This is a genomic window from Lysobacter firmicutimachus, assembly GCF_037027445.1.
Taxonomy (GTDB): Bacteria; Pseudomonadota; Gammaproteobacteria; order Xanthomonadales; family Xanthomonadaceae; genus Lysobacter; species Lysobacter firmicutimachus.
Genome location: NZ_JBANDL010000002.1, coordinates 4,161,205 through 4,184,301, shown reverse-complemented (window position 1 = coordinate 4,184,301; position 23,097 = coordinate 4,161,205). Strand labels below are relative to the sequence as shown.

17 protein-coding genes, 1 pseudogene and 1 riboswitch are annotated in these 23,097 nt (G+C 70.4%); of the genes and pseudogenes, 9 read left to right on the top strand and 9 right to left on the bottom strand.

All coding sequences use genetic code 11. The annotated features are described in order from the left end of the window. Position 1 precedes the first annotated feature (1 nt). The 4 genes from V2J18_RS18105 to V2J18_RS18090 all read left to right on the top strand — a co-directional run bounded on the left by V2J18_RS18105 (position 2) and on the right by V2J18_RS18090 (position 5,836). Entirely contained in the window at positions 2-1,708 is a 1,707-nt protein-coding gene (locus tag V2J18_RS18105; RefSeq protein WP_336132518.1) for a BatD family protein, read from the top strand. 76 nt (positions 1,709-1,784) lie between these two features. Then, positions 1,785-3,164 carry a dicarboxylate/amino acid:cation symporter gene (locus V2J18_RS18100; protein ID WP_064749126.1) on the top strand — a complete coding sequence of 460 codons (1,380 nt, stop codon included), beginning with the start codon at positions 1,785-1,787 and terminating at the stop codon, positions 3,162-3,164. Positions 3,165-3,459: 295 nt separating this feature from the next. Beyond that, on the top strand, positions 3,460-5,460 hold the full coding sequence (tkt, locus tag V2J18_RS18095) for a transketolase (RefSeq protein WP_336132517.1): 2,001 nt from the start codon (positions 3,460-3,462) through the stop codon (positions 5,458-5,460). Positions 5,461-5,638: 178 nt separating this feature from the next. Then, complete coding sequence (locus tag V2J18_RS18090; protein ID WP_064749124.1) at positions 5,639-5,836, top strand: hypothetical protein; 198 nt, start codon at positions 5,639-5,641, stop codon at positions 5,834-5,836. A gap of 127 nt (positions 5,837-5,963) precedes the next feature. Here the strand turns inward: V2J18_RS18090 and V2J18_RS18085 are convergent, their stop codons facing one another. Then, the gene (locus V2J18_RS18085) at positions 5,964-8,033 is read right to left on the bottom strand and encodes an acetyl-CoA hydrolase/transferase C-terminal domain-containing protein (RefSeq protein ID WP_336132516.1); all 2,070 of its coding nucleotides are present in this window, start codon (positions 8,031-8,033) and stop codon (positions 5,964-5,966) included. 122 nt (positions 8,034-8,155) lie between these two features. On the opposite strand from V2J18_RS18085, the gene V2J18_RS18080 reads away from it, so the two are divergent. The 3 genes from V2J18_RS18080 to V2J18_RS18070 all read left to right on the top strand — a co-directional run bounded on the left by V2J18_RS18080 (position 8,156) and on the right by V2J18_RS18070 (position 10,980). Beyond that, complete coding sequence (locus tag V2J18_RS18080; protein ID WP_064747633.1) at positions 8,156-8,527, top strand: BlaI/MecI/CopY family transcriptional regulator; 372 nt, start codon at positions 8,156-8,158, stop codon at positions 8,525-8,527. Continuing rightward, the gene (locus tag V2J18_RS18075; protein ID WP_336132515.1) at positions 8,514-9,710 is read left to right on the top strand and encodes a M56 family metallopeptidase; all 1,197 of its coding nucleotides are present in this window, start codon (positions 8,514-8,516) and stop codon (positions 9,708-9,710) included. Before V2J18_RS18080 ends, V2J18_RS18075 begins: the two co-directional genes overlap by 14 nt. Positions 9,711-9,801: 91 nt before the next feature. Then, the gene (locus V2J18_RS18070) at positions 9,802-10,980 is read left to right on the top strand and encodes a M56 family metallopeptidase (protein ID WP_336132514.1); all 1,179 of its coding nucleotides are present in this window, start codon (positions 9,802-9,804) and stop codon (positions 10,978-10,980) included. Positions 10,981-11,007: 27 nt separating this feature from the next. Here V2J18_RS18070 and V2J18_RS18065 read toward each other — a convergent pair whose 3' ends face one another. The 6 genes from V2J18_RS18065 to V2J18_RS18040 form a co-directional block, all read right to left on the bottom strand. Then, a complete protein-coding gene (locus tag V2J18_RS18065) occupies positions 11,008-11,640 on the bottom strand; it encodes an ATP-binding cassette domain-containing protein (protein ID WP_336132513.1) in 633 nt (210 codons plus the stop codon). Then, the gene (gene modB, locus V2J18_RS18060) at positions 11,637-12,326 is read right to left on the bottom strand and encodes a molybdate ABC transporter permease subunit (protein ID WP_064747637.1); all 690 of its coding nucleotides are present in this window, start codon (positions 12,324-12,326) and stop codon (positions 11,637-11,639) included. Before modB ends, V2J18_RS18065 begins: the two co-directional genes overlap by 4 nt. Before the next feature lie 10 nt (positions 12,327-12,336). Further along, complete coding sequence (gene modA, locus V2J18_RS18055; RefSeq protein WP_064747638.1) at positions 12,337-13,125, bottom strand: molybdate ABC transporter substrate-binding protein; 789 nt, start codon at positions 13,123-13,125, stop codon at positions 12,337-12,339. A gap of 181 nt (positions 13,126-13,306) precedes the next feature. Continuing rightward, entirely contained in the window at positions 13,307-14,176 is an 870-nt protein-coding gene (locus tag V2J18_RS18050; protein WP_064747639.1) for an MBL fold metallo-hydrolase, read from the bottom strand. Between the two features lie 66 nt (positions 14,177-14,242). Further along, positions 14,243-15,124, bottom strand: coding sequence for a S1/P1 nuclease (locus V2J18_RS18045; RefSeq protein WP_336132512.1), 882 nt, complete (start codon positions 15,122-15,124; stop codon positions 14,243-14,245). Between the two features lie 137 nt (positions 15,125-15,261). Beyond that, a complete protein-coding gene (locus V2J18_RS18040; RefSeq protein WP_064747640.1) occupies positions 15,262-15,885 on the bottom strand; it encodes an OmpW/AlkL family protein in 624 nt (207 codons plus the stop codon). Positions 15,886-16,148: 263 nt separating this feature from the next. On the opposite strand from V2J18_RS18040, the gene gap reads away from it, so the two are divergent. Continuing rightward, on the top strand, positions 16,149-17,153 hold the full coding sequence (gene gap, locus V2J18_RS18035; RefSeq protein WP_064747641.1) for a type I glyceraldehyde-3-phosphate dehydrogenase: 1,005 nt from the start codon (positions 16,149-16,151) through the stop codon (positions 17,151-17,153). 636 nt (positions 17,154-17,789) lie between these two features. Here gap and metE read toward each other — a convergent pair. Continuing rightward, entirely contained in the window at positions 17,790-20,069 is a 2,280-nt protein-coding gene (gene metE, locus V2J18_RS18030) for a 5-methyltetrahydropteroyltriglutamate--homocysteine S-methyltransferase (RefSeq protein ID WP_336132511.1), read from the bottom strand. A gap of 207 nt (positions 20,070-20,276) precedes the next feature. Then, positions 20,277-20,489, bottom strand: a riboswitch (cobalamin riboswitch). Between the two features lie 333 nt (positions 20,490-20,822). Between metE and V2J18_RS18025 the strand changes: the two are divergent. Beyond that, positions 20,823-21,996, top strand: a pseudogene (locus tag V2J18_RS18025) (COG3904 family protein); the annotation flags it as partial. Here the strand turns inward: V2J18_RS18025 and V2J18_RS18020 are convergent. Beyond that, positions 21,988-23,034, bottom strand: a complete 1,047-nt coding sequence (locus tag V2J18_RS18020; protein ID WP_336132509.1) for an aldo/keto reductase — start codon at positions 23,032-23,034, stop codon at positions 21,988-21,990. The pseudogene V2J18_RS18025 and the gene V2J18_RS18020 sit on opposite strands and share 9 nt — an antisense overlap. Positions 23,035-23,097: the final 63 nt, after the last annotated feature.

Sequence of the window (23,097 nt, the reverse complement as noted above, 5' to 3'; positions counted from 1 at the left end):
GATGGCGCGTAGGCTGGTTCAATTCGGACTGTGGCTGTTGCTGGCGACGTTGAGCGCCGGTGCGTTCGCGCAGCCGCGCGCCTGGCTCGACCGCGAGCGGATCCATGCCGGCGAGACCGTCACCCTCAACATCGAACTGGTCGGTTCGGTCGGCGGGCGTCCCGATTACGGCCCGCTGCACGCCGACTTCCAAGTCACCGGCAGCACCAGCAACAGCCAGGTCGTGCCCAATCGGGGCGGCTTGTCGGTGCGCAGCCTGTATGCGGTTTCGCTGGCGCCCAAACGCAGCGGGCGGATCGACATTCCCGCGCTGCAGGTCGCCGGCCAGCGCACCCGGCCCCTGCAATTGGAGGTCGTAGCCGATGCCGGCGGTACCCCGCAGGGCGCCGGCGCCGATGTCTTCATCGAAAACGAGGGCGACGACCTCAGCCCTTACGTGCAACAGGCGGTGGGTTGGGTGGTGCGGCTGTACGCGGCGGTGCCGTTGCTGTCGGGCAAGATCGATCAGCCCGCGCCGGACGGCGCTTCGTTGATGCGGGTCGGCGACGACGCCCAGTACAGCCGCGACCTCGGCGGCCGCCGTTACACCGTGGTCGAGCGCCGCTTTTTGCTGGTGCCCGAGCGCAGCGGCGCACTGACCGTGCCGCCGGCGGTGTTCGAAGGGCGCAGCGCGCCGGGCATGATCGATCAGATGATGGGCGGCAGTGGCGACGAACAGCGCGCCCGCACCCGCCCGCGCACGCTCGAAGTGCAGGCGTTGCCGGCGAACGCGCCGCAGCCCTGGCTGCCGTTGCGCGCGCTGAGCCTGCGTTACCGCACCGCACCGCAGGAACTGCGCGCCGGCGGTGCGGCCAGTCTGGTGATCGAGGCGCGCGTCGACGGCGCCGGTGCGGCGCAACTGCCGGAATTGCAATTGCCGCCGATCGACGGCGTGCAGGTGTTTCCCGAACCCGTGCAGGCCGACGAGAGCTTCGTCGACGGTCGGCCCAGGGTGGTGCTGACGCGCAAGTTCTCGCTGGTGCCGGCACGCGCCGGTGCGGTGCGCCTGGACGGCGTGCGCATGGATTGGTGGGACGTCGGTGCCGGCCAGGCGCGCAGTGCGACCCTGCCGCCATTGAACTGGAACGTGCTGGCCGGCGGTGCGCCCTCGACCGCGCCCGGCGCCGCGCCGCGTTCGAGCGCGCCGGTCGCCGACGGCGTCGCCGCCGATGCCCTGGCGACCGAAACCGGTGCCGGTGCCGGCCCGGCCGGCGGCAAGCTCTGGGCCGTGGCGGCGTTCTTCTTCGCCGCGTTGTGGTTGGCGACCCTGCTCTGGGCGCTGCACCTGCGCGCGCATCCGGCGGCATCCCCGGCCGCGAGCGCCGCCAAGGCCGCGCAGAGTGCCGCGCCGAACTCCAAGCTCGCCAAGCCCTCGGCGGCGCTGCGCGAACTGCTGGACCGCGGCGACTTCGAACAGATCGCTGCGGCGCTGCGCGCGGCGGCCACGCCGCCGGCGGCCGACGACGACGAACTGGTCGAGCGCCTGGCCGATCCCTTGCAACGCGAGGCCGTGCAGGCCTTGCGCCGGGCGCGCTGGGGCGGTGGCGACGGCGTCGCCGCGCGCGCTCTGCTGCGCGACGCCTTCGCCCGCGGGCCGCGCTGGCAGGCCCCCGAGACCGAACCGGACTCGCCGCTGGCGCCGCTGTACCCGCCGCGCCGCGGGGCCTGAGCCGGGGCCCGGCCGCTGCGGCGGCCGACCGTGGGCCCTGGTGTATCCTGCCGGCTGTATTGGCCGGGCCGGATTCATGAGCGAAACCCTGAACGCGCGCAAGTCGCTCCCGCTGCATTGGAAGATGGCGATCGGCTTTCTGGCCGGCCTCACCCTCGGCCTGATCGTCTACGCCACCGGCCTCAACAGCCTCACCTGGGCCCAGCTCGGCGGCCAGACCTGCGTGCCGGCGGTCGCCGGCGCCGAGCAGATCTGGCAGTGCCGGCCGCTGCTCAAGCTGCTCACCGAGACCCTCACCGGCCCCGCGGGCGAGATCTTCCTGCGCCTGATCTTCATGCTGGTGATCCCGCTGCTGTTCTCGGCCCTGGTCATGGGCGTCAGCGAGATGGGCGACATCCGCGCCTTCGGCCGGGTCGGCTGGCGCACGCTCGGCCTGACCATCCTGATGTCCTCGCTGGCGGTGGTGCTGGGCCTGGTCATGGTCAACCTGTTCCAGCCCGGCGCCGGGGTCGATCCGGCCCAGGCCCAGCAGTTGATGAGCGAGAACGCCGAGCGCGCGCAGAGCATCGTCAAGGGCAGCGCCGAAGCGCCCAAGGGCATCCAGATGCTGGTCTCGATCGTGCCCAGCAACGTGATCCAGGCCGCGGCCAACGACGCCATCCTGGCGGTGATGTTCTTCGCCCTGATGATCGGCGTGGGCATGGTGCTGACCCGCTCCAAGGCCGTGGACACGCTGCGCGAAGGCATCCAGGGGTTGTTCGACATCTCCATGACCCTGATCGGCCTGGTCATCAAGCTGGCGCCGTACGCGGTGTTCTGCTTCATGTTCAACCTGGCTTCGGCGTTCGGCTGGGACTTGCTGTTCAAGCTGGCCAAGTACGTCGCGGTGGTGGTCGCGGCGCTGGCGATCCACCTGTTCGTGGTCTATTCGCTGGCGCTGAAGTTCATCGGCGGCCGCTCGCCGACGGCGTTCTTCAAGGGCGTGCAGGAAGCGATGGTGCTGGCGTTCTCGACCGCATCGAGCAATGCCACCCTGCCGACCGCGCTGCGCGTGGCCGAAGAGGAGCTCAAGCTGCCGCGCCGGGTGTCGCGCTTCGTCCTCACTGTCGGCGCTACCGCCAACCAGAACGGCACCGCGCTGTTCGAGGGCGTCACGGTGATCTTCCTGGCCCAGTTCTTCGGCGTCGACCTGAGCCTGGGCCAGCAGGTCATGGTCATGCTGGTCTGCATCCTCGGCGGCATCGGCACCGCCGGCGTGCCCTCGGGCTCGCTGCCGGTGGTGGCGATGATCTGCGCCATGGTCAAGGTGCCGCCGGAAGGCATCGGTCTGATCCTGGGCGTCAATCACTTCCTCGACATGTGCCGCACCACGCTCAACGTCACCGGCGACATCGCCATCGCCTCGATGGTTTCGCGCGGCGTCAGCGACCCGCCGGCGGAGCAACTCGGCGACTGAGCCGGGTCCCCGTTGCGCAGCTCGTCCGGCCCGCCGCATGGCGGGCCGTTGCGTTTCGGCGCCGCCGCGGACCGGCAGGACCGCCCGGGCGGCATGCCGATCCTGGCCGTAGCCCGGTCGCAGCCGGGCGCGGCGCCGCCTGAACCGGCATCGCCGCCGGCGCGAGCGGGGGCTTGGGGCGACAGGGCGGGGCCCGGGATGGGACAATAGCGGCTCTTCGCCGCTCCCCGAACCGCGCTCGCTTGCGGGACCGGCCTCCCAGTTCCGCCTCCCAGCCTCCAGCCGCCCAAGCCCAATGACGACGCCCAGCCGCCGCGACCTCGCCAACGCCATCCGTTTCCTCGCCATCGACGCGGTGCAGGCCGCCAACTCCGGCCATCCCGGCATGCCGATGGGCATGGCCGACATCGCCGAAGTGCTGTGGAACGATTACCTGAGCCACAACCCGAACAACCCCAAGTGGCCCAACCGCGACCGCTTCGTGCTGTCCAACGGCCACGGCTCGATGCTGCAGTACGCGCTGCTGCACTTGTCCGGCTACGACCTGTCGATCGACGAACTCAAGCGTTTCCGCCAGCTCGACTCCAAGACCCCGGGCCATCCCGAGAACTTCATGACCCCGGGCGTGGAAACCACCACCGGCCCGCTCGGCCAGGGCTTCGCCAACGCGGTCGGCATGGCGCTGGCGGAGAAGCTGCTGGCGCAGCGCTTCAACCGCGACGGCCATGACGTCGTCGATCACCGCACCTGGGTGTTCATGGGCGACGGCTGCCTGATGGAAGGCATCTCGCACGAAGCCGCTTCGTTGGCCGGCACCTGGGGCCTGGGCAAGCTGGTCGCGTTCTGGGACGACAACAAGATCTCGATCGACGGCAACACCGACGGCTGGTTCACCGACGACACCCCGGCCCGCTTCGAGGCCTACGGCTGGCGCGTGATCCGCAACGTCGACGGCCACGACGCGGTCGAGATCAAGACCGCGATCGACACCGCGCTCAAGCACGGCGACAAGCCGACCCTGATCTGCTGCCGCACCACCATCGGCTACGGTTCGCCGGCCAAGGCGGGCAAGGAATCCTCGCACGGCGCGCCGCTGGGCAAGGACGAGATCGTCGCCACCCGCGCCGCGCTGAACTGGCCGCATGCCGAATTCGAGATCCCCGAAGCGATCTACGACGGCTGGCGTTCCCGCGCCGCCGGCCAGACCCGCGAGGACGAGTGGAACCGCGCCTTCGCCGCCTACGCCACGCAGTTCCCGGCCGAGGCCGCCGAACTGAGCCGCCGCACCGCCGGCGAGCTGCCGCAGGACTTCCGCGCCCAGGCCGACGCCTACATCGCCAAGCTGCAGGCCGACGGCCCGACCGTGGCCTCGCGCAAGGCCTCGCAGATGGCGATCGAAGCTTTCGCTCCGCTGCTGCCGGAGCTGGTCGGCGGCTCGGCCGACCTGGCCCACTCCAACCTGACCCTGTGGAAGGGCAGCAAGTCGGTCGCCAGCAGCGACCCGAACGCCAACTACATCTACTATGGCGTGCGCGAGTTCGCGATGACCGCGATCGGCAACGGCCTGCAACTGCACGGCGGCTTCATTCCCTACGACGCCACCTTCCTGGTGTTCAGCGACTACGCCCGCAATGCGGTGCGCATGAGCGCGCTGATGGGCGCGCACGCGATCCACGTCTACACCCACGACTCGATCGGCCTGGGCGAAGACGGCCCGACCCACCAGCCGATCGAGCACCTGGCCTCGCTGCGCTACATTCCCGACAACGACGTCTGGCGTCCCTGCGACGCGGTCGAGTCGGCGGTGTCGTGGCGTGCGGCGATCGAGCGCCAGGACGGCCCGAGCTGCCTGATCTTCTCGCGCCAGAATCTGGCCCATCAGCCGCGCAACGACGAGCAGGTCGCGCAGATCGCGCGCGGCGGCTACGTACTGCGCGACAGCGACGGCGCGCCGGAGGCGATCCTGATCGCCACCGGTTCGGAAGTCGGCCTGGCCACCCAGGCGGCCGAGCGCCTGAGCGCCGAAGGCGTCAAGGTGCGCGTGGTGTCGATGCCGTCCAGCGACGTGTTCGATCGCCAGCCGGCCGACTACCGCGAATCGGTGCTGCCCAACGCGGTCCGCAAGCGGGTCGCGGTCGAGGCCGGCGTCAGCGACTTCTGGCGCAAGTACGTCGGCCTGGACGGCGCGGTGATCGGCATCGACACCTTCGGCGCCTCGGCCCCGGCCGAAGCCCTGTTCCCGCACTTCGGCTTCACCGTCGAGCGCGTGGTCGAGGCGGTCAAGCGGCTGGGCTGAGCCTGCCCGCAGGCAGGTCCGGCGCACCGGACCTGCGCGCCGCGGGTTGCCCGATCGGGCGGCTCGGCACCCTGTTTTACGGCCTGCTGCCGCCGATCCCGATGATCGGCGACGGCTGGTACCTGGCCTCGCTGTTCTGCGGTCTGTTGCTGCTGGGGCTGTTGCTGGCGAGCAACCGATGGCTGGTCAACCGGCTGAACTGCTTTTCGGCGCCATCAGCTATTCGCTGTACCTGGTGCCCCCGTTCCTGGTGTCGCGCCTGTACGATGCGTTCGCCCGCTTCCATGCCGAATGGCCGCCGGGCGTCGCGTATTTCGCCTGCCTGGCATTGAGTCTGGCGCTGGTCGTGCCGGCCTCATGGTTGATCTATCGCTGAATCGAGAAGCCCGGCATCCGTCTCGGCCATCGTCTCGTCGCGCGTTTGCGCGAACGCCGGCAGGCGCGCGCTGCCGGCGCAGGCGGCGGCCGATCGGGCCGGTTGAGGCGGCGCCGTCCCGCCGGCGTCAGGCGGTTTCGCGCAAACCCAGCCGCAGCAATCGTGCCTCCAGACGTTCGCCGAGACCGCGCGGGGCATGCAGCCCCATGCGTTGCATCGCGTCCGGATCGGTCGCGGACGACGGCGCCGTCAGCGCACGCAGCAGCGTGCGCAGCTTGGCCGCGCGGGTCGCGGTATGGGCCTTCAGCCACCCCAGGGCTTTGACCAGGCGCTGTTCGACCGCGCTGAAATCGCTGCCCAGCGGGTAGTCGGGCAAGCTCCCGTCGGCGCGGAACGGCGCCAGTGCTTCGCGCAGGTGCTGCGGCGTGTTGCGCGAATGCGGTTGCGGCGTATGCGTCGGCAGTTTGCCGTGGCGCATCGCGGTCAGGCGCAGCGCGACGCCCGCGCCGGCCTCGGCGACCGCGGCCATGGCCTGGATGCAGTCCTCGTCGGTCTTGCCGCGCAGATCGGCGATGCCGTACTCGGTTACGTAGACGTCGCGCAGGTGGCGCGGAATCGTGGTCTGGGCGTAGTTCCAGACCAGGTTGGAACGGACTTCGCCGGCGCTTTCGCGGGTGGCGCGCAGCATCAGCACCGAGCGCGCGTCCGGCAGCGCATGGGCCATGGCGACGAAGTTGTACTGGCCGCCGACGCCCGACACGACGCGGCCGTCGTCGAGAGTATCCGACACCGCCGCGCCGAGCGCGGTGGCCATCATGCAGCTGTTGAAAAAGCGCGCGTCGCGGCGCTGCAGCCGCTCCAGGGTTTCGTTGCCGCCGTAGAGTTCGTTGACCTCGCTGATCCGGCGCATGCCGATGCCGCGGCGCTGCGCTTCGGGCAGCGCGCGCAGCCAGGCGTAGAAGTCCGGCGAACCGAGGTAGAACCCGCCTTGCAGGAACTCGCCTTCGCGCTCCAAGCGCGCGCGGTCGTCCGCACTCGCCGTGTCCTCGCGCAAGCGCCGCATCAGTTCCAGGTCGTCGACCACCTTGCGCTTGATCACGCCGACTTCGACCAGCCGCCGGAAGCCTTCGTTGATCATCTCGGAACAACCAAAAAGCCCAACGTAAAACGGCTCGAGCGGCGCAACCGGCGCCTTCGCGTTACGGTCTCCGGCCAGGTCACCCTGCAGAGGAGCCGCGTCGAGCGGCGCAACCGGCGCCTTCGCGTTACGGTCTCCGGCCAGGTCACCCTGCAGAGGAGCCGCGTCGAGCGGCGTCGTCGTTTCTTCCGCGACCTCGATCCCCAGCGCCCGCACCACGCGCAGATACGCGGCGTTGTCGGTATGCCGCAGCACCAGCGCATGGCACAGCGCATCGGCCAGAGTGCCGATGCCGATCTGCAAGGTGCCGCCGTCGCGGACCAGGGTGCTGGCATAGAAGCCGATCGCGTAGTCGGCGTCGCTCACCGGCTGGCGTGGCAGGCCGAACAGGGCCGGGTAGGGCGGCGGCGGCAGCACGACCGCATCGAAGAAGTCGGCGTCGACCGCGGCGTTGCCGCCGAGCCAGGGCAGTTGCGGGTCGACCTCGGCGATCAGCAGCGGTCGCGGCAGGCCGCGCGCGACGATCGCGTCGATCACGTCGAAGGTCAGGTCGGTATTGCACGACAGCGACAAGCGCGCGCTGCCCGCCGGATCGGCGGCGACTTTCTGCACCACCGCGTTGACGCCGCGGTCGGCAAGGGCGCGGGCGACATGGGTGTAGTTGAGGCTGGCGTAGCGGCGTTGGCTGGCGGCGGCGTTCAGCAGCGCGCCGGATTGCAGGTAGAACTCTTCGATCTCGATGTGCGCCGGCAAGGCGTTGCGCTTGAGCGCCTCGACATAACGCAGGCGCGGGAAATCGGCGCCGAAGTGGCGCTGCACGAACGGCGCTAGAAACCGCCCCTCCAGGCCGCGGCCGCTGCCGGGCGGGTCCAGCGACAGTGCGGTGTACAGATGCAGCGGCCGCGCCGTCTCGTGTTCGGCGCGGGCGTAGATCGCGTTGAGCAGGCGATGCGGCTTGCCCAGCCCGAGCGGGGCGCCCAGGTGCAGCGGGCCGTCGATGCGGCTGTAAAGGAAGTCGACGGCGGCGTCGAGCGAATCGAATTGGAGCGGTGCGGTCATGGCCGCAGTATCGCATCCGGGCGGGTGAGGCGGCCTTCATCGGCGGGGGCCGGCGTGCCGACGAACGGCGCTTGCGATTTTCGTTTACGCATGTAATCTACAAAAAATTACGGATGTAAACGATGCAGATCAGCGATGCCGAATCCGTGGTGATGGACGTGTTGTGGCAACGCCACCCGCTCAGCGCCGAAGAAGTGGTCGCGGCCCTGGCCGGCGCCCAGTCGTGGCAGGAGGCCACGGTCAAGACCCTGCTCAACCGGCTGTTGAACAAGGGGGCGATCCGCGCCGAAAAGGACGGCCGGCGTTATCTCTACGCGCCTTTGCTCAAGCGCGAGGACTGGGTCATGGAAGAGAGCCAGGGGCTGCTCGAGCGCTTGTTCGGCGGCCGCGTCGCTCCCTTGGTCGCGCATTTCAGCGAACACCGCAAGCTCAGCCGCAAGGACATCGCCGAGCTGCGCAAACTGCTGGACGAGCTCGACGATGAGCGCCGTTGAACTGTTGCGCGCGTTGGCCGAGACCGCTGCGGCGATGAGCCTCGCGATCGCCTTGGTGCTGGCCTTGCGCCGGCCCTTGCGACGCGCGTTCGGGGCCGGGGTGGCCTATGCCGCGTGGTGGCTGGTGCCGCTGGCGGTCGTGGCGGTGCTGTTGCCGGCCGCGCCGCGGCCGCCAACGGCGACGGCATGGCAGGTCGTGCCCGGTGCGCCGATGGCGCTCGCGCCGGCCGCGCCGCAAGCGCCGGTCGCCACGCTGTGGGTCGCGCTGAGCCTGCTCTGGCTGAGCGGTGCGTTGGCGATGGCGTTGCGTGCATGGCGGCAGCAACACCGGTTCGAGCGGCGCCTGGGCCGGCTGCATCCGCGCGCCGACGGCAGCATGCAGGCGCAGACCGATTACGGCCTGCCCGCCGCGATGGGCCTGTTGCGGCCGAAAGTGGTCCTGCCGCGGGACTTCGAATGCCGCTACGACACCCGCCAGCGCCGGCTCATCGCCCTGCACGAAAGGATTCACATCGCCCGCGGCGATCTGTACGCCAATGCCGCGGTGCTGTCGTTGTCGTGCCTGTACTGGTTCAACCCGTTGTCGCACTACGCCGCGCGCGCTTTCCGCAGCGACCAGGAACTGGCCTGCGACCAACGCGTGCTGCGCCGCCTTCCCACGGCGCGGCGCAGCTACGGCGAGGCCTTGCTCAAAGCCGGCTTGCGCGGCGGGCCGTCGCCGTTGGCCTGCACGTGGTCCTCTTCGCATCCGCTCAAGGAACGTATCGCCATGCTCAATCGCACCGCTCCCTCCGCTTCCCGCCTGCGCCTGGGCGCCGCCGTCCTGATCGCGCTCGCCGCCGTCACCGGCTTCGGCGCCTGGGCGGCGCAGCCCGCCTCGGCGCCGGCCGAACGCCGTTTCGATCTGAACACCGCGCAGATGAGCCAACGCCAGTACGCCGCGCATGTCGCCGAACTGGCCGGCCTGCGCATCGACAATCCGGAGATCCTCAGCGATGCGGTCGCGGTGCGCGAGGCGCGCCTGAGCCAGATCGATGCGGGCATGGCCTTCGCCCTGTTGCAGATGCAAACCGGCCTGACCGCGAAAATCGACGGCGACCGCGTGCGCTTCGCCGCCGGCGAGCGCCCGCAGGCGCCCGGCGCGCAGTCGGTGATGTTCTACCGCAAGGGCGCGCAGCGCTGATCTCCCGCCCGCGGCGGCCGCGGTGTCTGCGCGGTCGCCGGATCGATGGGTTCCCGCGCCCGAGCGCGCGCTTTGCCGAAGGAGTTGGAGGATGGGCCGTCACGACTGGAGCGCCGCGCTGATCGAAACGACGCTGGCGATGAGCGCCGCCCTGGCGCTGGTCCTGCTGCTGCGCGCGCCGTTGCGTCGCGGCTTCGGCGCAGGAGTGGCCTACGCGGCCTGGCTGATCGTGCCTGCGTCGATGCTGGCGGTGTTGCTGCCGTCCTGGCCGCCCCGCGACGCGGGCGTGCTGTCCATGGCGATGCAGCCGGTTGCGCTCTATGCCGAGCGCATGCAGGCGGCGGCCGTGGTCCAGGAGTCTTGGAGGGGGCTGGGCACGGTCTGGGCACTGGGCGCGGCGGTGATGGCGCTGCTGCTGCTCTGGCGGCAGTGGCGCTTCGTGCGCGGCCTGGGCGCGCTGCGTCGCCGCGCCGACGGCCTGCACGAGGCCCGCACCGATTGCGGCTTGCCGGCGGCGTTCGGCCTGTGGCGGCCGAGGATCGTGGTGCCGCGCGATTTCGAACGGCGCTACAGCGCCGTCGAGCGAAGCCTGGTGCGCGCCCACGAACGCAGCCACATCGTCCGCGGCGACCTGCACCTCAACGCCTTCGTCGCCCTGCTGTCCTGCCTGTACTGGTTCAACCCGCTGTTGCATTACGCCGTCGGCCGCTTCCGCGCCGATCAGGAATTCGCCTGCGATGCGCGCGTGTTGCGTCGATACCCCGGTGCGCGGCGCTACTACGCCGAAGCGATGCTGAAGAGCGCGCTGCGCGTCGGCGCCGCACCGCTGACGTGTTCGTGGGCGTCCACCCATCCGATCACGGAGCGAATCGCCATGCTCAGACATCCTTTGCCCGGTGCGGTCCGGGCGCGCATCGGCGCGGTCGCGTTGGCCGTGCTCGGCGGCGCGACCGCATTCGCCGCCTGGGCGACCCAACCGACGCTAGCGCCCCAGGACCGGCTGATCACCATGAGCATCGAACGGCCGGTCAGCCAGCGTGGCTTCGCCTTGCGGGTCGCGACCGAGGCCGGATTGCGCCTGGAGAACCCCGAAGCGCTGGACGATACCCGCCGGATGCTGACGTTCGATCTGCAGCGCGTCAGCGCCAAAACCGCATTCCAGCTGATCGAGGCCGAATTCGGCTTGGCCGCGCAGTTCCGCGGCGAAGCGGTGCGGCTGGTGCCGGGCGTCAAGCGCCGCGCGCCGCCGGCGGCGAACGCCCGGCGATGATCCGCGCGACGGGCTGCGGCGCCGGCCTCAGCCGATGCGGTGGGTCTCCTCGGCGATGCGCCGCACTTCCTCGGGGTAATGGCTGACGTAGATCATCGGCAGCGCGGTCTCGTCGCGGACCCGTTGCAGGTAGGGCAGCAATTCGTCGCGGCGGTCCATGTCGAGCATCGACAGCGGTTCGTCGAGCAGCAGGATGCGCGGCTGCGACAACAGCGCGCGGCCCAGCGCGACGCGCTGGGTCTCGCCGCCGGACAGGCCGGCGGTGCCGCGGCCGAGCAGGGCCCCGATGCCGAGCAGTTCGACGATGGCGTCGAACTCGAAGCGGGTTTCGCGGCGCGCCTCCCCGCGCCAGCCGTAGAGCAGGTTGCGGCGCACGTCCAGGTGCGGGAACAGGCGCGCGTCCTGGAACACGTAACCGATGCGGCGCCGGTGCGCCGGCAGGTCGATGCGCGCGGCGCTGTCGAACAGACACTGGCCGGCGATCTCGATGCGCCCGCGCGCCGGCCGCAGCAGGCCGGCGATGGCGTGCAACAGCGAGGTCTTGCCGGCGCCGGATTCGCCGATCACGGCGATCACCCGGCGGTCGCTGCGGATCTCGATGCGGCGCGCGAAACCGCCGCGGCGCAGTTCCAGGTCGAGCAGGAAGGTCGTCGCGTTCATCGCTGCGCGCTCGCGCGCTGGCGCTGCACCAGCCATTCCGAGGCCAGCACCGCGGCGAACGAGATCGCCACCGCGACCGCGGCCAGGCGCAGCACGCCGGCCTCGGCGTCGGGCACCTGCATCAGGCCGTAGATCGCCGAGGACAGGGTCTGGGTTTCGCCGGGAATGTTCGACACGAAAGTGATGGTTGCGCCGAACTCGCCCAGCGCCTTGGCGAAGGACAGCACCGCGCCGGCCAGCAGGCCGGGCCAGGCCAGCGGCAGGGTCACGCCGAAGAACACTCGCCAGCGATTCGCACCCAGGGTCGCGGCGGCCTGTTCCAGGCGCGGGTCGACCGCTTCGATCGACAGCCGGATCGCCCGCACCAGCAGGGGGAAGCCCATGATCGCGCTGGCCAGCGCGGCGCCGGTCCAACGGAAGGCGAAGCCGATGCCCCATTGCTCGTGCAGCCAACGGCCGAGCGGCCCCTGCGAGCCGAGCAGGACCAGCAGCGCATAGCCGGTCACCACCGGCGGCAACACCAGCGGCAGGTGCAGCACGGTGTCGAGCAGCAGCTTGCCGGGAAAGCGCACGCGCGCCAGCAACCAGCCCAGGCCGATGCCGAACGGCAAGCTGGCCAAGGTCGCGACCGTGGCGATCTTGAGGCTGAGCCAGATCGCGGTCAGTTCGGCGTCGCTGAACTCCATCGCAGTGCGGCTACTTCAATACGGCCAGGCCGTGGCGGCGGAAGATCGTGGCCGCGGCGGGCGTGCCCAGCCAGCGCACGAACGCGGCCGCGCCCGGGTTCTTGCTCGAGACCAGCCGCGCCACCGGATAGACGATCGGCGGATGGCTGTCGGCGGGAAACGTCGCCAATACCCGCACCTTCGGTTCGGCGCGCGCATCGCTGGCGTAGACCACGCCCAGCGGCGCTTCGCCGCGCGCGACCAGCATCAGCGCGGCGCGCACGTTCTCGGCTTCGGCCACGCGCGGTTGCAGCGCGGCCCAGACGCCGTAACGGACGAAGGCGGCGCGGGCGTACTTGCCGGCCGGCACGCTCGCGGTCAGGGCCAGGGCCAGGCGGCCGTCGCCGAGCAGCGGCTTGAGATCCACCCCGGGCTTGAGCGCCACCGCGGGCGCGCGGCTGGCTTGCGGCGCGATCAGCACCAACCGGTTGCCGAGCAGGTTGCGCCGGCTGGGGACGTCGATCAGGCCGCGCTCTTGCAGATAGTCCATCCACTCCAGGTCGGCCGAGACGAAGGCATCGGCCGGCGCGCCCTGTTCGATCTGGCGCGCCAGCGCAGAGCTGGCCGCGTAGGACACCCGCACCGGCGCGCCGCCGCTGCGCCGGAACGCGGCGGCGGCTTCGTCCAGCGACTCTTTGAGGCTGGCGGCGGCGAATACCGTGACCGGGGCGGCATCGTGGCGCGATTGCGCGGCGAGCGGACCGGCGAGCAGGCCGGCGACGCACAAGGCGCCGAGCAAGCGGCGGAACGGGCGGAGCATGGCGCGAAGCCTCGGCGTGTGGGGTAGGGCGAGAGTAGCGCGAAGCGCCGCCGCCGTGCCTGCGCTCAGGGCGCGTCGATGGTCCGGATCGATTCGGCCTGGCGCACCCACCGCGCCGGACGCGATCCGGCCGGCGCGATCGGCCGCCGGAGAGCGTCCTCCGCGCCGATGGGCGATCGCGTCAGAGGCGGTCGAGCGGCAGTTTCAGATAGCGCTGGCCGTCGGCGTCCGGCTCGGGCAGGGCGCCGCCGCGCAGGTTGACCTGCAGCGCCGGCAGGATCAGCGCCGGCACCGCCAGGGTCGCGTCGCGCGCCTGGCGCAGGGCCACGAACTCGGCCTCGCCGGTATCGGCGCGCACATGCGCGTTGCTGCGCTTCTGTTCGCCGATGGTGGTTTCGCAGGCCGGTTCGCGGTCGGGCTGGCCGTAGTCGTGGCAGACGAACACGCGGGTGGCGTCGGGCAGGGCGTACAGGCGTTGGATCGAGCGGTACAACTGGGCCGCGTCGCCGCCGGGGAAATCGCAGCGCGCGGTGCCGCTGTCGGGCAGGAACAGCGAGTCGCCCACGAACAAGGCATCGCCGATCAGATAGGCCAGACTGTCGCGGGTGTGGCCGGGCACCGGAATCGCCTGCGCCGGCAGGCCGCCGATGCGGAAGCGTTCGTCGTCGTCGAACAGGCGGTCGAAGGCCGGCGCCGGGTCGTGCGCCGGCAGGCCGAACAGCGGCGCGAAGTGGCGCCGCACCTGCTCGATGCCGCGGCCGATCGCCAACTGCGGCGCGCCGCCGGCGGTGCGCAGGCGCTCGCGCAGCGCGTGCGCAGCGCTGAGGTGGTCGGCGTGGGCGTGGGTTTCCAGCAGCCACTCGATCCGCCAACCGCGCTGCGCGGCCGCATCGAGCAAGCGTTGCGCGGAATCGAGCGCGGTGCGCGCGGATGCCGCCTGGTAGTCCAGCACCGGGTCGACGATCGCCGCCGCGCCGCTATCGGCGTCGGCGACCAGGTAGGACCAGGTGCCGGTGTCTCGATGGTGGAAGGGCAGAACCTGCGGCGTCATGCCGGTCTCCTGCGACGAGGGGCTACCGCGAAGGATACGGCGCCCGCAGGGCGCCGCGGCCCTGGTTCAGCGCTTGGGCGCGAGCGCGGCATTGAGCACCGCGGCCAGGCGCGCGCCGCCGAGCCGCAGCTGCTGCTCGGCGACCGGCCGCCAGGTCGCGACATAGGCCGGGGCGAGGGTATGGCTGGGCGGGTACAGGCCCGGTCGCTCGGCGATCCGGCACGATTGCCGGGCCCAGTCCGCAGCCGCCGGCGGCACGCCGGTCGCCTTCGCCGCCGGCACCGGGCTGCGCCGCAACTTGGCCAGATAAGCCGCGTCGTCGAGCCGGGCCATCGTCAACATGCGGCTGTCCCACAGCGAATGCAGGTTGGTGCCGTAGCCGTCGGCGGGCTCGGGCTCGCCGTCGATATGGATCTGGAAATCGTTGCCGCCCTTGTCGTCGGCATAGCCGGCATGCAGCGGCTGGTGCACGTCGCCGACCAGGTGGACCACGAACTTCAGCGCCTGCCGGCGTTCTGCGCGGCTGCGGCCGGGGTCGGCGAGGATCGCGGTCTGAGTGCGGATCGCCTCGATCGCGCAGTCGCCGTTGGGGCAATGCCGGGCCGGCTCGTAGCCGCAATCGTCGCCGGCCGTGCGTTCGGCCAGGTTGACGTAATGCCACTTGGCGCTGAGCTTGCCGAGCTTGGGGTCGTTGGCCCGCAGTTCGTCGGCCCAGTTGGCGATGCCGGGCAGGCTCGGGTCGGCTTCGCCGGCGAGCAACTGCAGCGCCTCGGCGCGGGCCTGCGGGGTCATGCCGTCCCAGGCCAGGGCAGCGACCAGGCGATGGCCTTGCGGACCCCAGGCCAGGCCCTGCGCGGGCACGGTCAGCAACAGCGCGGCGCAGGCCAGCGGGCGCAGCGCGCGCGCGGCCAGGGAAGACGGACGTGAGCGGTGACCGGATGCGTTCATCGGACGCACTTTAGCCGAGCCGGCCGGGCCGCGACTGTCCGAACATGGCGGTGCGCGGCGTCGCTCGCGGTCGCCGCGCGACGGCCGCGCCGCGGGCGCGGCGGCGGCCGGAACGACGGGCCGAAGCCCGCCGCGGATCAGAACTTCATCACGTAGGCCAGGCCGTACACGGTCGGGTCGATGTCGGCCTTGCCGATCTTCTCGCCTTCCAGCTCGACGTCGCTGCGGATGTCCATCCAGCGCGCATCGACGCGGATCGCGCTGCGCTCGCTGAGGATGAAGTCGATGCCGGCGTGGGCGGCGACGCCGACCGAGTCTTCCAGGCGCAGGTCCAGCCCGTCCAGCGCGCCGGTGGTCTTCTCGCTGAAGAAGGTCGTGTAGTTGATGCCGACGCCGACGAAGGGCGAGACGGTACCGCGGCTGTTCCAGTGGTACTGCAGCGAGAAGGTCGGCGGCAGGTGCTTGGTCTCGCCGACCTTGCCCACGCCCTTGACCGCGATGTCGTGCTTGAACGGCGTTGCGGCCAGCACCTCGATGCCGAGGTTCTCGCGGATGAAGTATTCGAAAGTGAAGGTCGGCTGGACGTTGTCGTCGATTTCCAACTGGGCCGCACCGTTGAGGACGGTGCCGTTGTTGGACTTCGGGTTGACCTGGTGGACGCCGATGCCGACGGTGAAGTTGCCGGCTTGCTGGGCCAGGGCCGGCTGGGCCGCGCAGGCGAGGGCTGCGGCGAGGGCGCCGCCGATCAGACGATGGTTCATTCCTTGAGTCCCCTGGGTGGTCGGAAAGGCCGGATTGTAATCATGCTGAACGGGGCTTGCGCCACTGCGCACTCTAAAGAGGGGCGGCAAAATCAAACTTTGACCCCGATCCCAGTCCTTTCCGGCCCCCTTGCCGCCCGTCCGGCCCCCGGCCCCCGGCCCCGGAGACCGTCGGGTGCCGGTCCTGCGGGCCGGGGGCGGGGCTTGTTAGAATGGCGGTTTCCCCAAACGACCCGCCCCGGGGCGGCCGCAGGAGTACCTCAATGACGATCAAGGTAGGCATCAACGGCTTCGGCCGCATCGGGCGCAATGTCCTGCGCGCGGCCGTGCAGAACTTCGGCAACGAGATCGAAATCGTCGCCATCAACGATCTGCTCGAGCCGGACTACCTGGCTTACATGCTGCAGTACGACTCGGTCCACGGCCGCTTCAAGGGCACGGTCGCGGTCGAAGGCAACACCCTGATCGTCAACGGCAAGAAGATCCGTCTGACCCAGGAACGCGACCCGGCCAACCTGAAGTGGGACGAGGTCGGCGCCGAGGTGGTGATCGAGTCCACCGGCCTGTTCCTGGACAAGGCCACCGCGCAGAAGCATCTCGATGCGGGCGCCAAGAAGGTGGTGCTGTCGGCGCCGTCGAAGGACGACACGCCGATGTTCGTCTACGGCGTCAACGACAAGACCTACAAGGGCGAAGCGATCGTCTCCAACGCCTCGTGCACCACCAACTGCCTGGCCCCGCTGGCCAAGGTGCTGAACGACAAGTGGGGCATCAAGCGCGGCCTGATGACCACCGTGCACGCCGCCACCGCCACCCAGAAGACCGTCGACGGCCCGTCCAACAAGGACTGGCGCGGCGGCCGCGGCATCCTGGAGAACATCATCCCGTCCAGCACCGGCGCGGCCAAGGCGGTCGGCGTGGTGATTCCGGAACTCAACAAGAAGCTCACCGGCATGTCGTTCCGCGTGCCGACCTCGGACGTGTCGGTGGTCGACCTGACCGTCGAGCTGACCAAGGAAGCCACCTACGCCGAGATCTGCGCCGAGATGAAGGCGCAGTCGGAAGGCGCGCTGAAGGGCGTGCTGGGCTACACCGAAGACAAGGTCGTGGCGACCGACTTCCGCGGCGACGCGCGCACCTCGATCTTCGACGCCGAGGCCGGCATCGCCCTGGACGGCACCTTCGTCAAGCTGGTCAGCTGGTACGACAACGAGTGGGGCTACTCGAACAAGTGCCTGGAAATGGTCAAGGTCGTCGCCGCCAAGTAAGCGGCGGTCGCCGGCGCCCCCGGCGTAGGCAACGATCCGGAAGAGCCCCGCATCCGCGGGGCTTTTTCTTTTGCCCCTGTAGGAGCGGCGTAAGCCGCGACCGCGCTGCTGCGATCTCGCGCCGTTTGCCGTTCGAAGGCTTCGAAAGCTTCAAAGCTTTAAAGCTTTAAAGCTTTGAAGCTTTAAAGCTCTAAAGCTCTAAAGCCAAGCTTCCGTCCGCAAGCGGCCGGGTCACTTTCTTTGTCCAAGCCCCCTGTAGGAGCGGCGTAAGCCGCGACCGCACTGCTGCGGTCTCGCGCCGTTTGTCGTTCGAAGGCTTCGAAGTCTTCAGAGCTTCAATGCTTCCGTCCGCAAGCGGCCGGGTCACTTTCTTTGTCCAAGGCGACAACGTCCCACGGGATTTCCTTCGGTCAAAAGTAACCAAAGAAAACGCCACAACTGTTTCGAATCAAGAGCCGCTATGGGGCAAGGTTTGCGCAGGGCTGCTCCGCACAGGCCCTCCCTGGCCTGGCTGCGCACGGCCCGCCTCCCTGCGGGCCTCCCTCCGGGACTGCTTTTGTTCTGGCGAGTCCGTCGCGACGCCAAGCTCAAAAGCAACAGCAACAGCAACAGCAACCGCGCAAGCTTGCCGGTCGCTCAGGCCGGTGCGGCGACCGATTCGCGCAGGCCGCGCGCGGCCTGCACCATCGCCTGCAACGCCGCGCGCACTTCCGGCCAGCCGCGGGTCTTCAGGCCGCAGTCCGGGTTCACCCACAGTTGCTCCGGCGCCAGCACCTGCAGGGCCTTGTCGAGCAGCGCGCGCATTTCCGCCTCGCTCGGCACCCGCGGCGAGTGGATGTCGTAGACCCCCGGGCCGATGCCGTTGGGATAGCGGTAGCGGGCGAAGGCGTCGAGCAGCTCCATGCGCGAGCGCGAGGTCTCGATCGAGATCACGTCGGCGTCGAGCGCGGCGACCGCCTCGATGATGTCGTTGAACTCGGCGTAGCACATGTGGGTGTGGATCTGGGTCGCGTCGCTGACCCCGCTGGCGGCGAGGCGGAAGCAGTCGCCGGCCCAGGCCAGGTAAGCCGGCCAGTCGGCGCGGCGCAGCGGCAGGCCTTCGCGCAACGCGGGCTCGTCGATCTGGATCGCGGCGATGCCGGCCGCGTCCAGGTCCTGCACTTCTTCGCGCAAGGCCAGGGCGATCTGCCGGCAGCTGTCGGCGCGCGGCTGGTCGTCGCGCACGAACGACCACTGCAGGATCGTCACCGGGCCGGTCAGCATGCCCTTGACCGGACGCTCGGTCTGGGTCTGGGCGTAGCGGGTCCAGCGCACGGTCATCGGCTTGGGCCGCGCCACGTCGCCGTACAACACCGGCGGCTTGACGCAGCGCGAGCCGTAGCTCTGCACCCAGCCGTGGGCGGTGAAGGCGAAGCCGTCGAGCCGCTCGCCGAAGTACTCGACCATGTCGTTGCGTTCGAATTCGCCGTGCACCAGCAGGTCCAGGCCCAGCGCTTCCTGCTCCTTCAAGCAGTCGCGGGTTTCCTGTTCCAGGAAGCGGCGATAGCCGGCGTCGTCCAGGCGTCCGGCCTTGTGCTCGGCGCGCGCGCGCCGCACCTGCGCGGTCTGCGGAAACGAGCCGATGGTGGTGGTCGGAAACGGCGGCAAGCCGAGGCGTTTTTGCTGCAAGGCGATGCGGCGCGGATACGGCGAGGCGCGCCGGCCCATTTCAGGGCGCACGTCGGCCAGGCGCTTGCGCACCTGCGGATGGCGCAGCAGCGGCGAGGCCAGGCGCGCGGCGCGCGCGCTCGCGGCGGCGGCCAGTTCGCGCGCAGCGCGCTCGTCGCCGGCCAGGGCGTCGGCGAGCAGGCGCAGTTCTTCGATCTTCTGCTTGGCGTAGGCCATCCACTGCCGTAGCGGCCCGGGCAGCTTGCGTTCCAGTTCCAGATCGGTCGGCACGTGCAGCAGCGAACACGACGGCGCCAGCCAGCGCGCACGTTCGCCGGCGCGGCGCGCCAGGCTCAGCGCCGCATCGAGATCGGCGCGCCAGATGTTGCGGCCGTCGACCACGCCCAGGCTCAGCGCGCGCTCGGCCGGCAGCAGGGCGAGCAGGCTTTCCAGTTGCTGCGGTGCGCGCACCAGATCCAGGTGCAGGCCCTGCACCGGCAATTGCGCCGCCAGCGCGGCATTGTCGCCGAGCCCGCCGAAGTAAGTGGCCAGCAGGCGCTGCGGCGCGTCGGCCTCGGCCAGGGCGGCGTAGGCGCGGCGGTAGGCGGCGCGGTCGGCGTCGTCCAGGTCCAGCACCAGCGCCGGCTCGTCGATCTGCACCCATTGCGCGCCGGCGGCCTTGAGCCGTTCCAGCAACTGCGCATACGCCGGCAGCAGGGCCTCGAGCAGTTCGCGCGGGTCGCCGCCGTCGCGGCGCTTGCCGAGCTTGAGCCAGGTCACCGGGCCGAGCAGCACCGGCCGCGCCTGCAGGCCCAGCGCCTGCGCCTGGGCCAGTTCGGCCAGCGGCTTGTCGGCGCGCAGGGCGAAGCGTTGGCCGGGCTCGAACTGCGGCACCAGGTAGTGGTAGTTGGTGTCGAACCACTTGGTCATTTCCAGCGCGTGCAGATCGCGCCGTCCGTCCTGCACGCCGCGGGCGAGGGCGAAGTAGCCGGCCAACGGATCGTGTTCGTACAGCTCGCGGTGACTGGCCGGAATCGCGTCGAACAGCACCGCGGTGTCGAGCGCCTGGTCGTAAAGGGAGAAGTCGTTGCACGGCACGCTGTCGGCGCCGGCGGCGCCGGCCAGGCGCCAGTGGCGTTCGCGTAGCGCTGCGGCGGCGGCGTACAGGGCGTCGGCCGCGGACTCGCCTTTCCAGAACGATTCCAGGGCCTGCTTGAGCTCGCGCCGCGCGCCGATGCGCGGGAAGCCGAGATGGGTAACGCTGATCATGATGAGTACCTGCGATGCGTGGGCATGACGCAGGGCAACGAAGGAGACCACGGCGGCGCCGGCCCGGCGCTGGCGCGCCCGGCTGCGACGACCCTGGTTTCGACCTTCGCCCCCGCGGGCGAGCCGGCTGCGCGCGGCGGCCGGCGCCGCGAGGGCGCGCGACCGGCGCACGCGCCGGAGTCGGACGGAAGGCGAGCCTTCCGGTCGCGGCAGGTCTTCGGGCTCGGGACTTGAAGCCGGGAAGGGGGGGAGGAACGAGCACGGCTCGTTCCTGACCACGCGTTTCCCGTTTCAGGCTTCTCCTACTGAGGCCGCTTCCCAGGCATTACCGCCCAGTGCCAAGGCCCGTTCGTTTCCCATACCGCTGCGGGGCAGCTCCGGATTCGCACCGGATTCCCTCTGGCCGCCTCCGGGGGACCGGTGGCGGCGTGTCGCATCGCTATATCTTTATGAAGCGATGTTCACCGTAACGACGCCAAGTTACGCAGCGCGGCCGGCGGAGTCAATCGGTGCGCGCGGCTTTGCCCGGTCTGCCGGCTGCGCACGGGTCCGGCGACGGGGCGCGCGCGAGGCGGATTTCGCCGGCTGGCGTTCATGCGGCGCCGACGAAGATGAAGCGCACGGCCGCGGCGGCCGCTTGCGGCGTCGCGACGCCGTTGAGTCGGATAACGGCTGCGGCTAACGTGGCATCGTCGCAACGATGCGCGAGGCGGGCCCGGGACGGCCCGCAATCCCGAATCCGATGGGTGGAACATGTTTTACAGATGGTCGCTTGCGCTGGGTTTGTGTCTGCTGGGCCTGGCAGGCTGCGCGAAGGACGCCGCACCCGATCCGGCCCGCAGCGAGGCGGTGACCCTGGGCAGCCAGAACGAGCCGGCGCGGGCGGCGTCACCGGCGCGCTCGACGCCGCCCAGCGAGGCGGAAGTCTTGCGTGGCACCTACTGGCCGCCGGCCAAGCTCGACAACGGCAGTGCGCGGATCAGCTGCGGCTACGACTACCTGGGCGACGGCGACGGCGAGCGCCTGAGCGGGCTGGATTTCTTCAGCCTGGTCGACGCCCTGGCGCCGTGCCAGTCGGCCGGGGTGGTGCGGGTGCGCTACGAAGGCAAGATCGGCGCCGGCTTCACCGCCCTGGTGCAGCGCGTCGCGGCGATGGCGACGCGGATGGAGATCCCGACCCGGGTCCTCGACATCGATTCCAGCGGCGGCCACGTCGAAGAGGCGATCCGCGCCGGCGACTCGATCGCCGAGTCGGGCTGGTCGATCTGGGTCCGGGACGGCGCGGTCTGCCACAGCGCCTGCGTACTGGTGCTGGCCGCCGGCGACACCCGCTCGGTCGAGGGCAAGGTCGGCATCCATCGGCTGATGCGCGACCGTTCCACCGCGACCTCGCGCGCCGAACTCAGCCGCGAACTGCGCGCGATCAGCCGCGAAGTGCGCGACTACCTGGAGCGCAACGGCGTCGCCACCGCAGTCGCCGATCTGATGATGACCATCGCCAACCGCGATCTGCGCATCCTCACGCCCGACGAATTGACCTTGTACGGCCTGGACGGCAGCAACGCCGCCCAGGACGATCTCGACCGCATCCGCCTGACCCGCAAATGCGGCGAGGACTTCGTGCGCAGGCGCGAACAGGTACGGCGCGAGGTCGACGCGCAGTGCATGGCCGCCGGCAAGGATTTCGGCGAACTGCCCGATTGCGCGCGCGACGTGCAGTCGCGCCATGGTTTCCCGGACCGCAGCTGCCCGAACGACAGCCCGGCCGACTTGTACCTGCACGAGCCCGCGCTGCCGCCGCTGGCGGCGGCGGTCGCGGACGACGAGGCGACCGACAAACCGGCCGACAAGGTCGTCGCGCGCAAGGGCGGCGGCAAGCGCCGCGATTAAAGCGCCCGTCGCGTCGGCGCCTGGCGGATTACCAGCCGCGCTGGATGGGCTGTGCGCCGAGCATGGCCTGGCGGATGCCGGGCAGGGCCAGGAAATCGTGCGGGAAGCCCAGGCGCACCGCGCTGGCTTCGTCCAGCCGTCGCAACTGGGCCGGTTCGAACGCCACGTCGAGTGCGTCCAGATTCTCCAATAGCTGCGCCGGCGTGCGCGCGCCGATCACCGGCACGATCGCCTGCGGGCGCTGCAACAACCAGGCCAGCGCGACCTGCGCCGGGCTGCGCTGCAGCTCTGCGGCGACCGCCTTGACCACCTCGGCGATATCCAGCGCGCGTTCGGTCAGCGCGCCGTTGCCGATCGCCACCGCACGCCGGCCCTGGGCGCTGGCCGGGTCGAGGTCGCTGCGCGCGTACTTGCCGGTCAACACGCCCGAGGCCAGCGGCGACCATGCGGTGACCCCCAGCCCCAGCGCCTGCGCCATCGGCAGCAGTTCGCGCTCGCCGTCGCGCTGGGCCAGGCTGGCTTCGATCTGCAGCGCGATCAGCGGCGACCAGCCGCGCAGCTCGGCCAAGGTCTGCATGCGCGCGGCCTGCCAGGCCGGCAGGTCGGAAACGCCGGCGTAGAGCACTTTGCCGGCGCGGACCAGATCGTCGAAGCCGCGCATCACCTCTTCCGCCGGCGTGGTGTCGTCCCAAGCGTGCAGGTACAGCAGGTCGATGTAGTCGCTGCCGAGCCGGCGCAGGCTGGCGTCGACCGAGCGTTGCAGATTCTTGCGATGGTTGCCGCCGGCGTTGGGATCGGCCGGGTCCATGCTCAGCGAATACTTGGTCGCGATCACCAGCGCGTCGCGGCGGCCGCGGGCGAATTCGCCGAGCAGGCGCTCGGAGCTTCCGCCGGTGTAGAAGTTGGCGCTGTCGAAGAAGTTGCCGCCGCGTTCGAGGTAGAGATCGAACACGCGCCGCGCTTCGTCGCGGTCGCTGCCCCAGCCCCAGTCGTCGCCGAAGGTCATCGTGCCCAGGCTGACCGGGCTGACGCGCAGGCCGGAGCGGCCGAGGGTGCGGTAATGGTCCAGACGCATATCGCAGTTCCTGTCGGGGGGAAGTGCGCGCAGTCTAGGAAGCGAGGTGGAGGCGGAATATCC

Bases quoted from the DNA above. Each gene is read 5' to 3' on its own strand.
- V2J18_RS18080 (WP_064747633.1), top strand. From the start codon at position 8,156: ATGCAGATCAGCGATGCCGAATCCGTGGTGATGGACGTGTTGTGGCAA.
- V2J18_RS18090 (WP_064749124.1), top strand. From the start codon at position 5,639: ATGGCTGGTCAACCGGCTGAACTGCTTTTCGGCGCCATCAGCTATTCG.
- V2J18_RS18085 (WP_336132516.1), bottom strand. From the start codon at position 8,033: ATGACCGCACCGCTCCAATTCGATTCGCTCGACGCCGCCGTCGACTTC.
- V2J18_RS18075 (WP_336132515.1), top strand. From the start codon at position 8,514: ATGAGCGCCGTTGAACTGTTGCGCGCGTTGGCCGAGACCGCTGCGGCG.
- modA (WP_064747638.1), bottom strand. From the start codon at position 13,125: ATGCTCCGCCCGTTCCGCCGCTTGCTCGGCGCCTTGTGCGTCGCCGGC.
- V2J18_RS18105 (WP_336132518.1), top strand. From the start codon at position 2: ATGGCGCGTAGGCTGGTTCAATTCGGACTGTGGCTGTTGCTGGCGACG.
- V2J18_RS18040 (WP_064747640.1), bottom strand. From the start codon at position 15,885: ATGAACCATCGTCTGATCGGCGGCGCCCTCGCCGCAGCCCTCGCCTGC.
- metE (WP_336132511.1), bottom strand. From the start codon at position 20,069: ATGATCAGCGTTACCCATCTCGGCTTCCCGCGCATCGGCGCGCGGCGC.
- V2J18_RS18045 (WP_336132512.1), bottom strand. From the start codon at position 15,124: ATGAACGCATCCGGTCACCGCTCACGTCCGTCTTCCCTGGCCGCGCGC.
- V2J18_RS18070 (WP_336132514.1), top strand. From the start codon at position 9,802: ATGGGCCGTCACGACTGGAGCGCCGCGCTGATCGAAACGACGCTGGCG.
- modB (WP_064747637.1), bottom strand. From the start codon at position 12,326: ATGGAGTTCAGCGACGCCGAACTGACCGCGATCTGGCTCAGCCTCAAG.
- V2J18_RS18065 (WP_336132513.1), bottom strand. From the start codon at position 11,640: ATGAACGCGACGACCTTCCTGCTCGACCTGGAACTGCGCCGCGGCGGT.
- tkt (WP_336132517.1), top strand. From the start codon at position 3,460: ATGACGACGCCCAGCCGCCGCGACCTCGCCAACGCCATCCGTTTCCTC.
- gap (WP_064747641.1), top strand. From the start codon at position 16,149: ATGACGATCAAGGTAGGCATCAACGGCTTCGGCCGCATCGGGCGCAAT.
- V2J18_RS18100 (WP_064749126.1), top strand. From the start codon at position 1,785: ATGAGCGAAACCCTGAACGCGCGCAAGTCGCTCCCGCTGCATTGGAAG.
- V2J18_RS18050 (WP_064747639.1), bottom strand. From the start codon at position 14,176: ATGACGCCGCAGGTTCTGCCCTTCCACCATCGAGACACCGGCACCTGG.
- V2J18_RS18020 (WP_336132509.1), bottom strand. From the start codon at position 23,034: ATGCGTCTGGACCATTACCGCACCCTCGGCCGCTCCGGCCTGCGCGTC.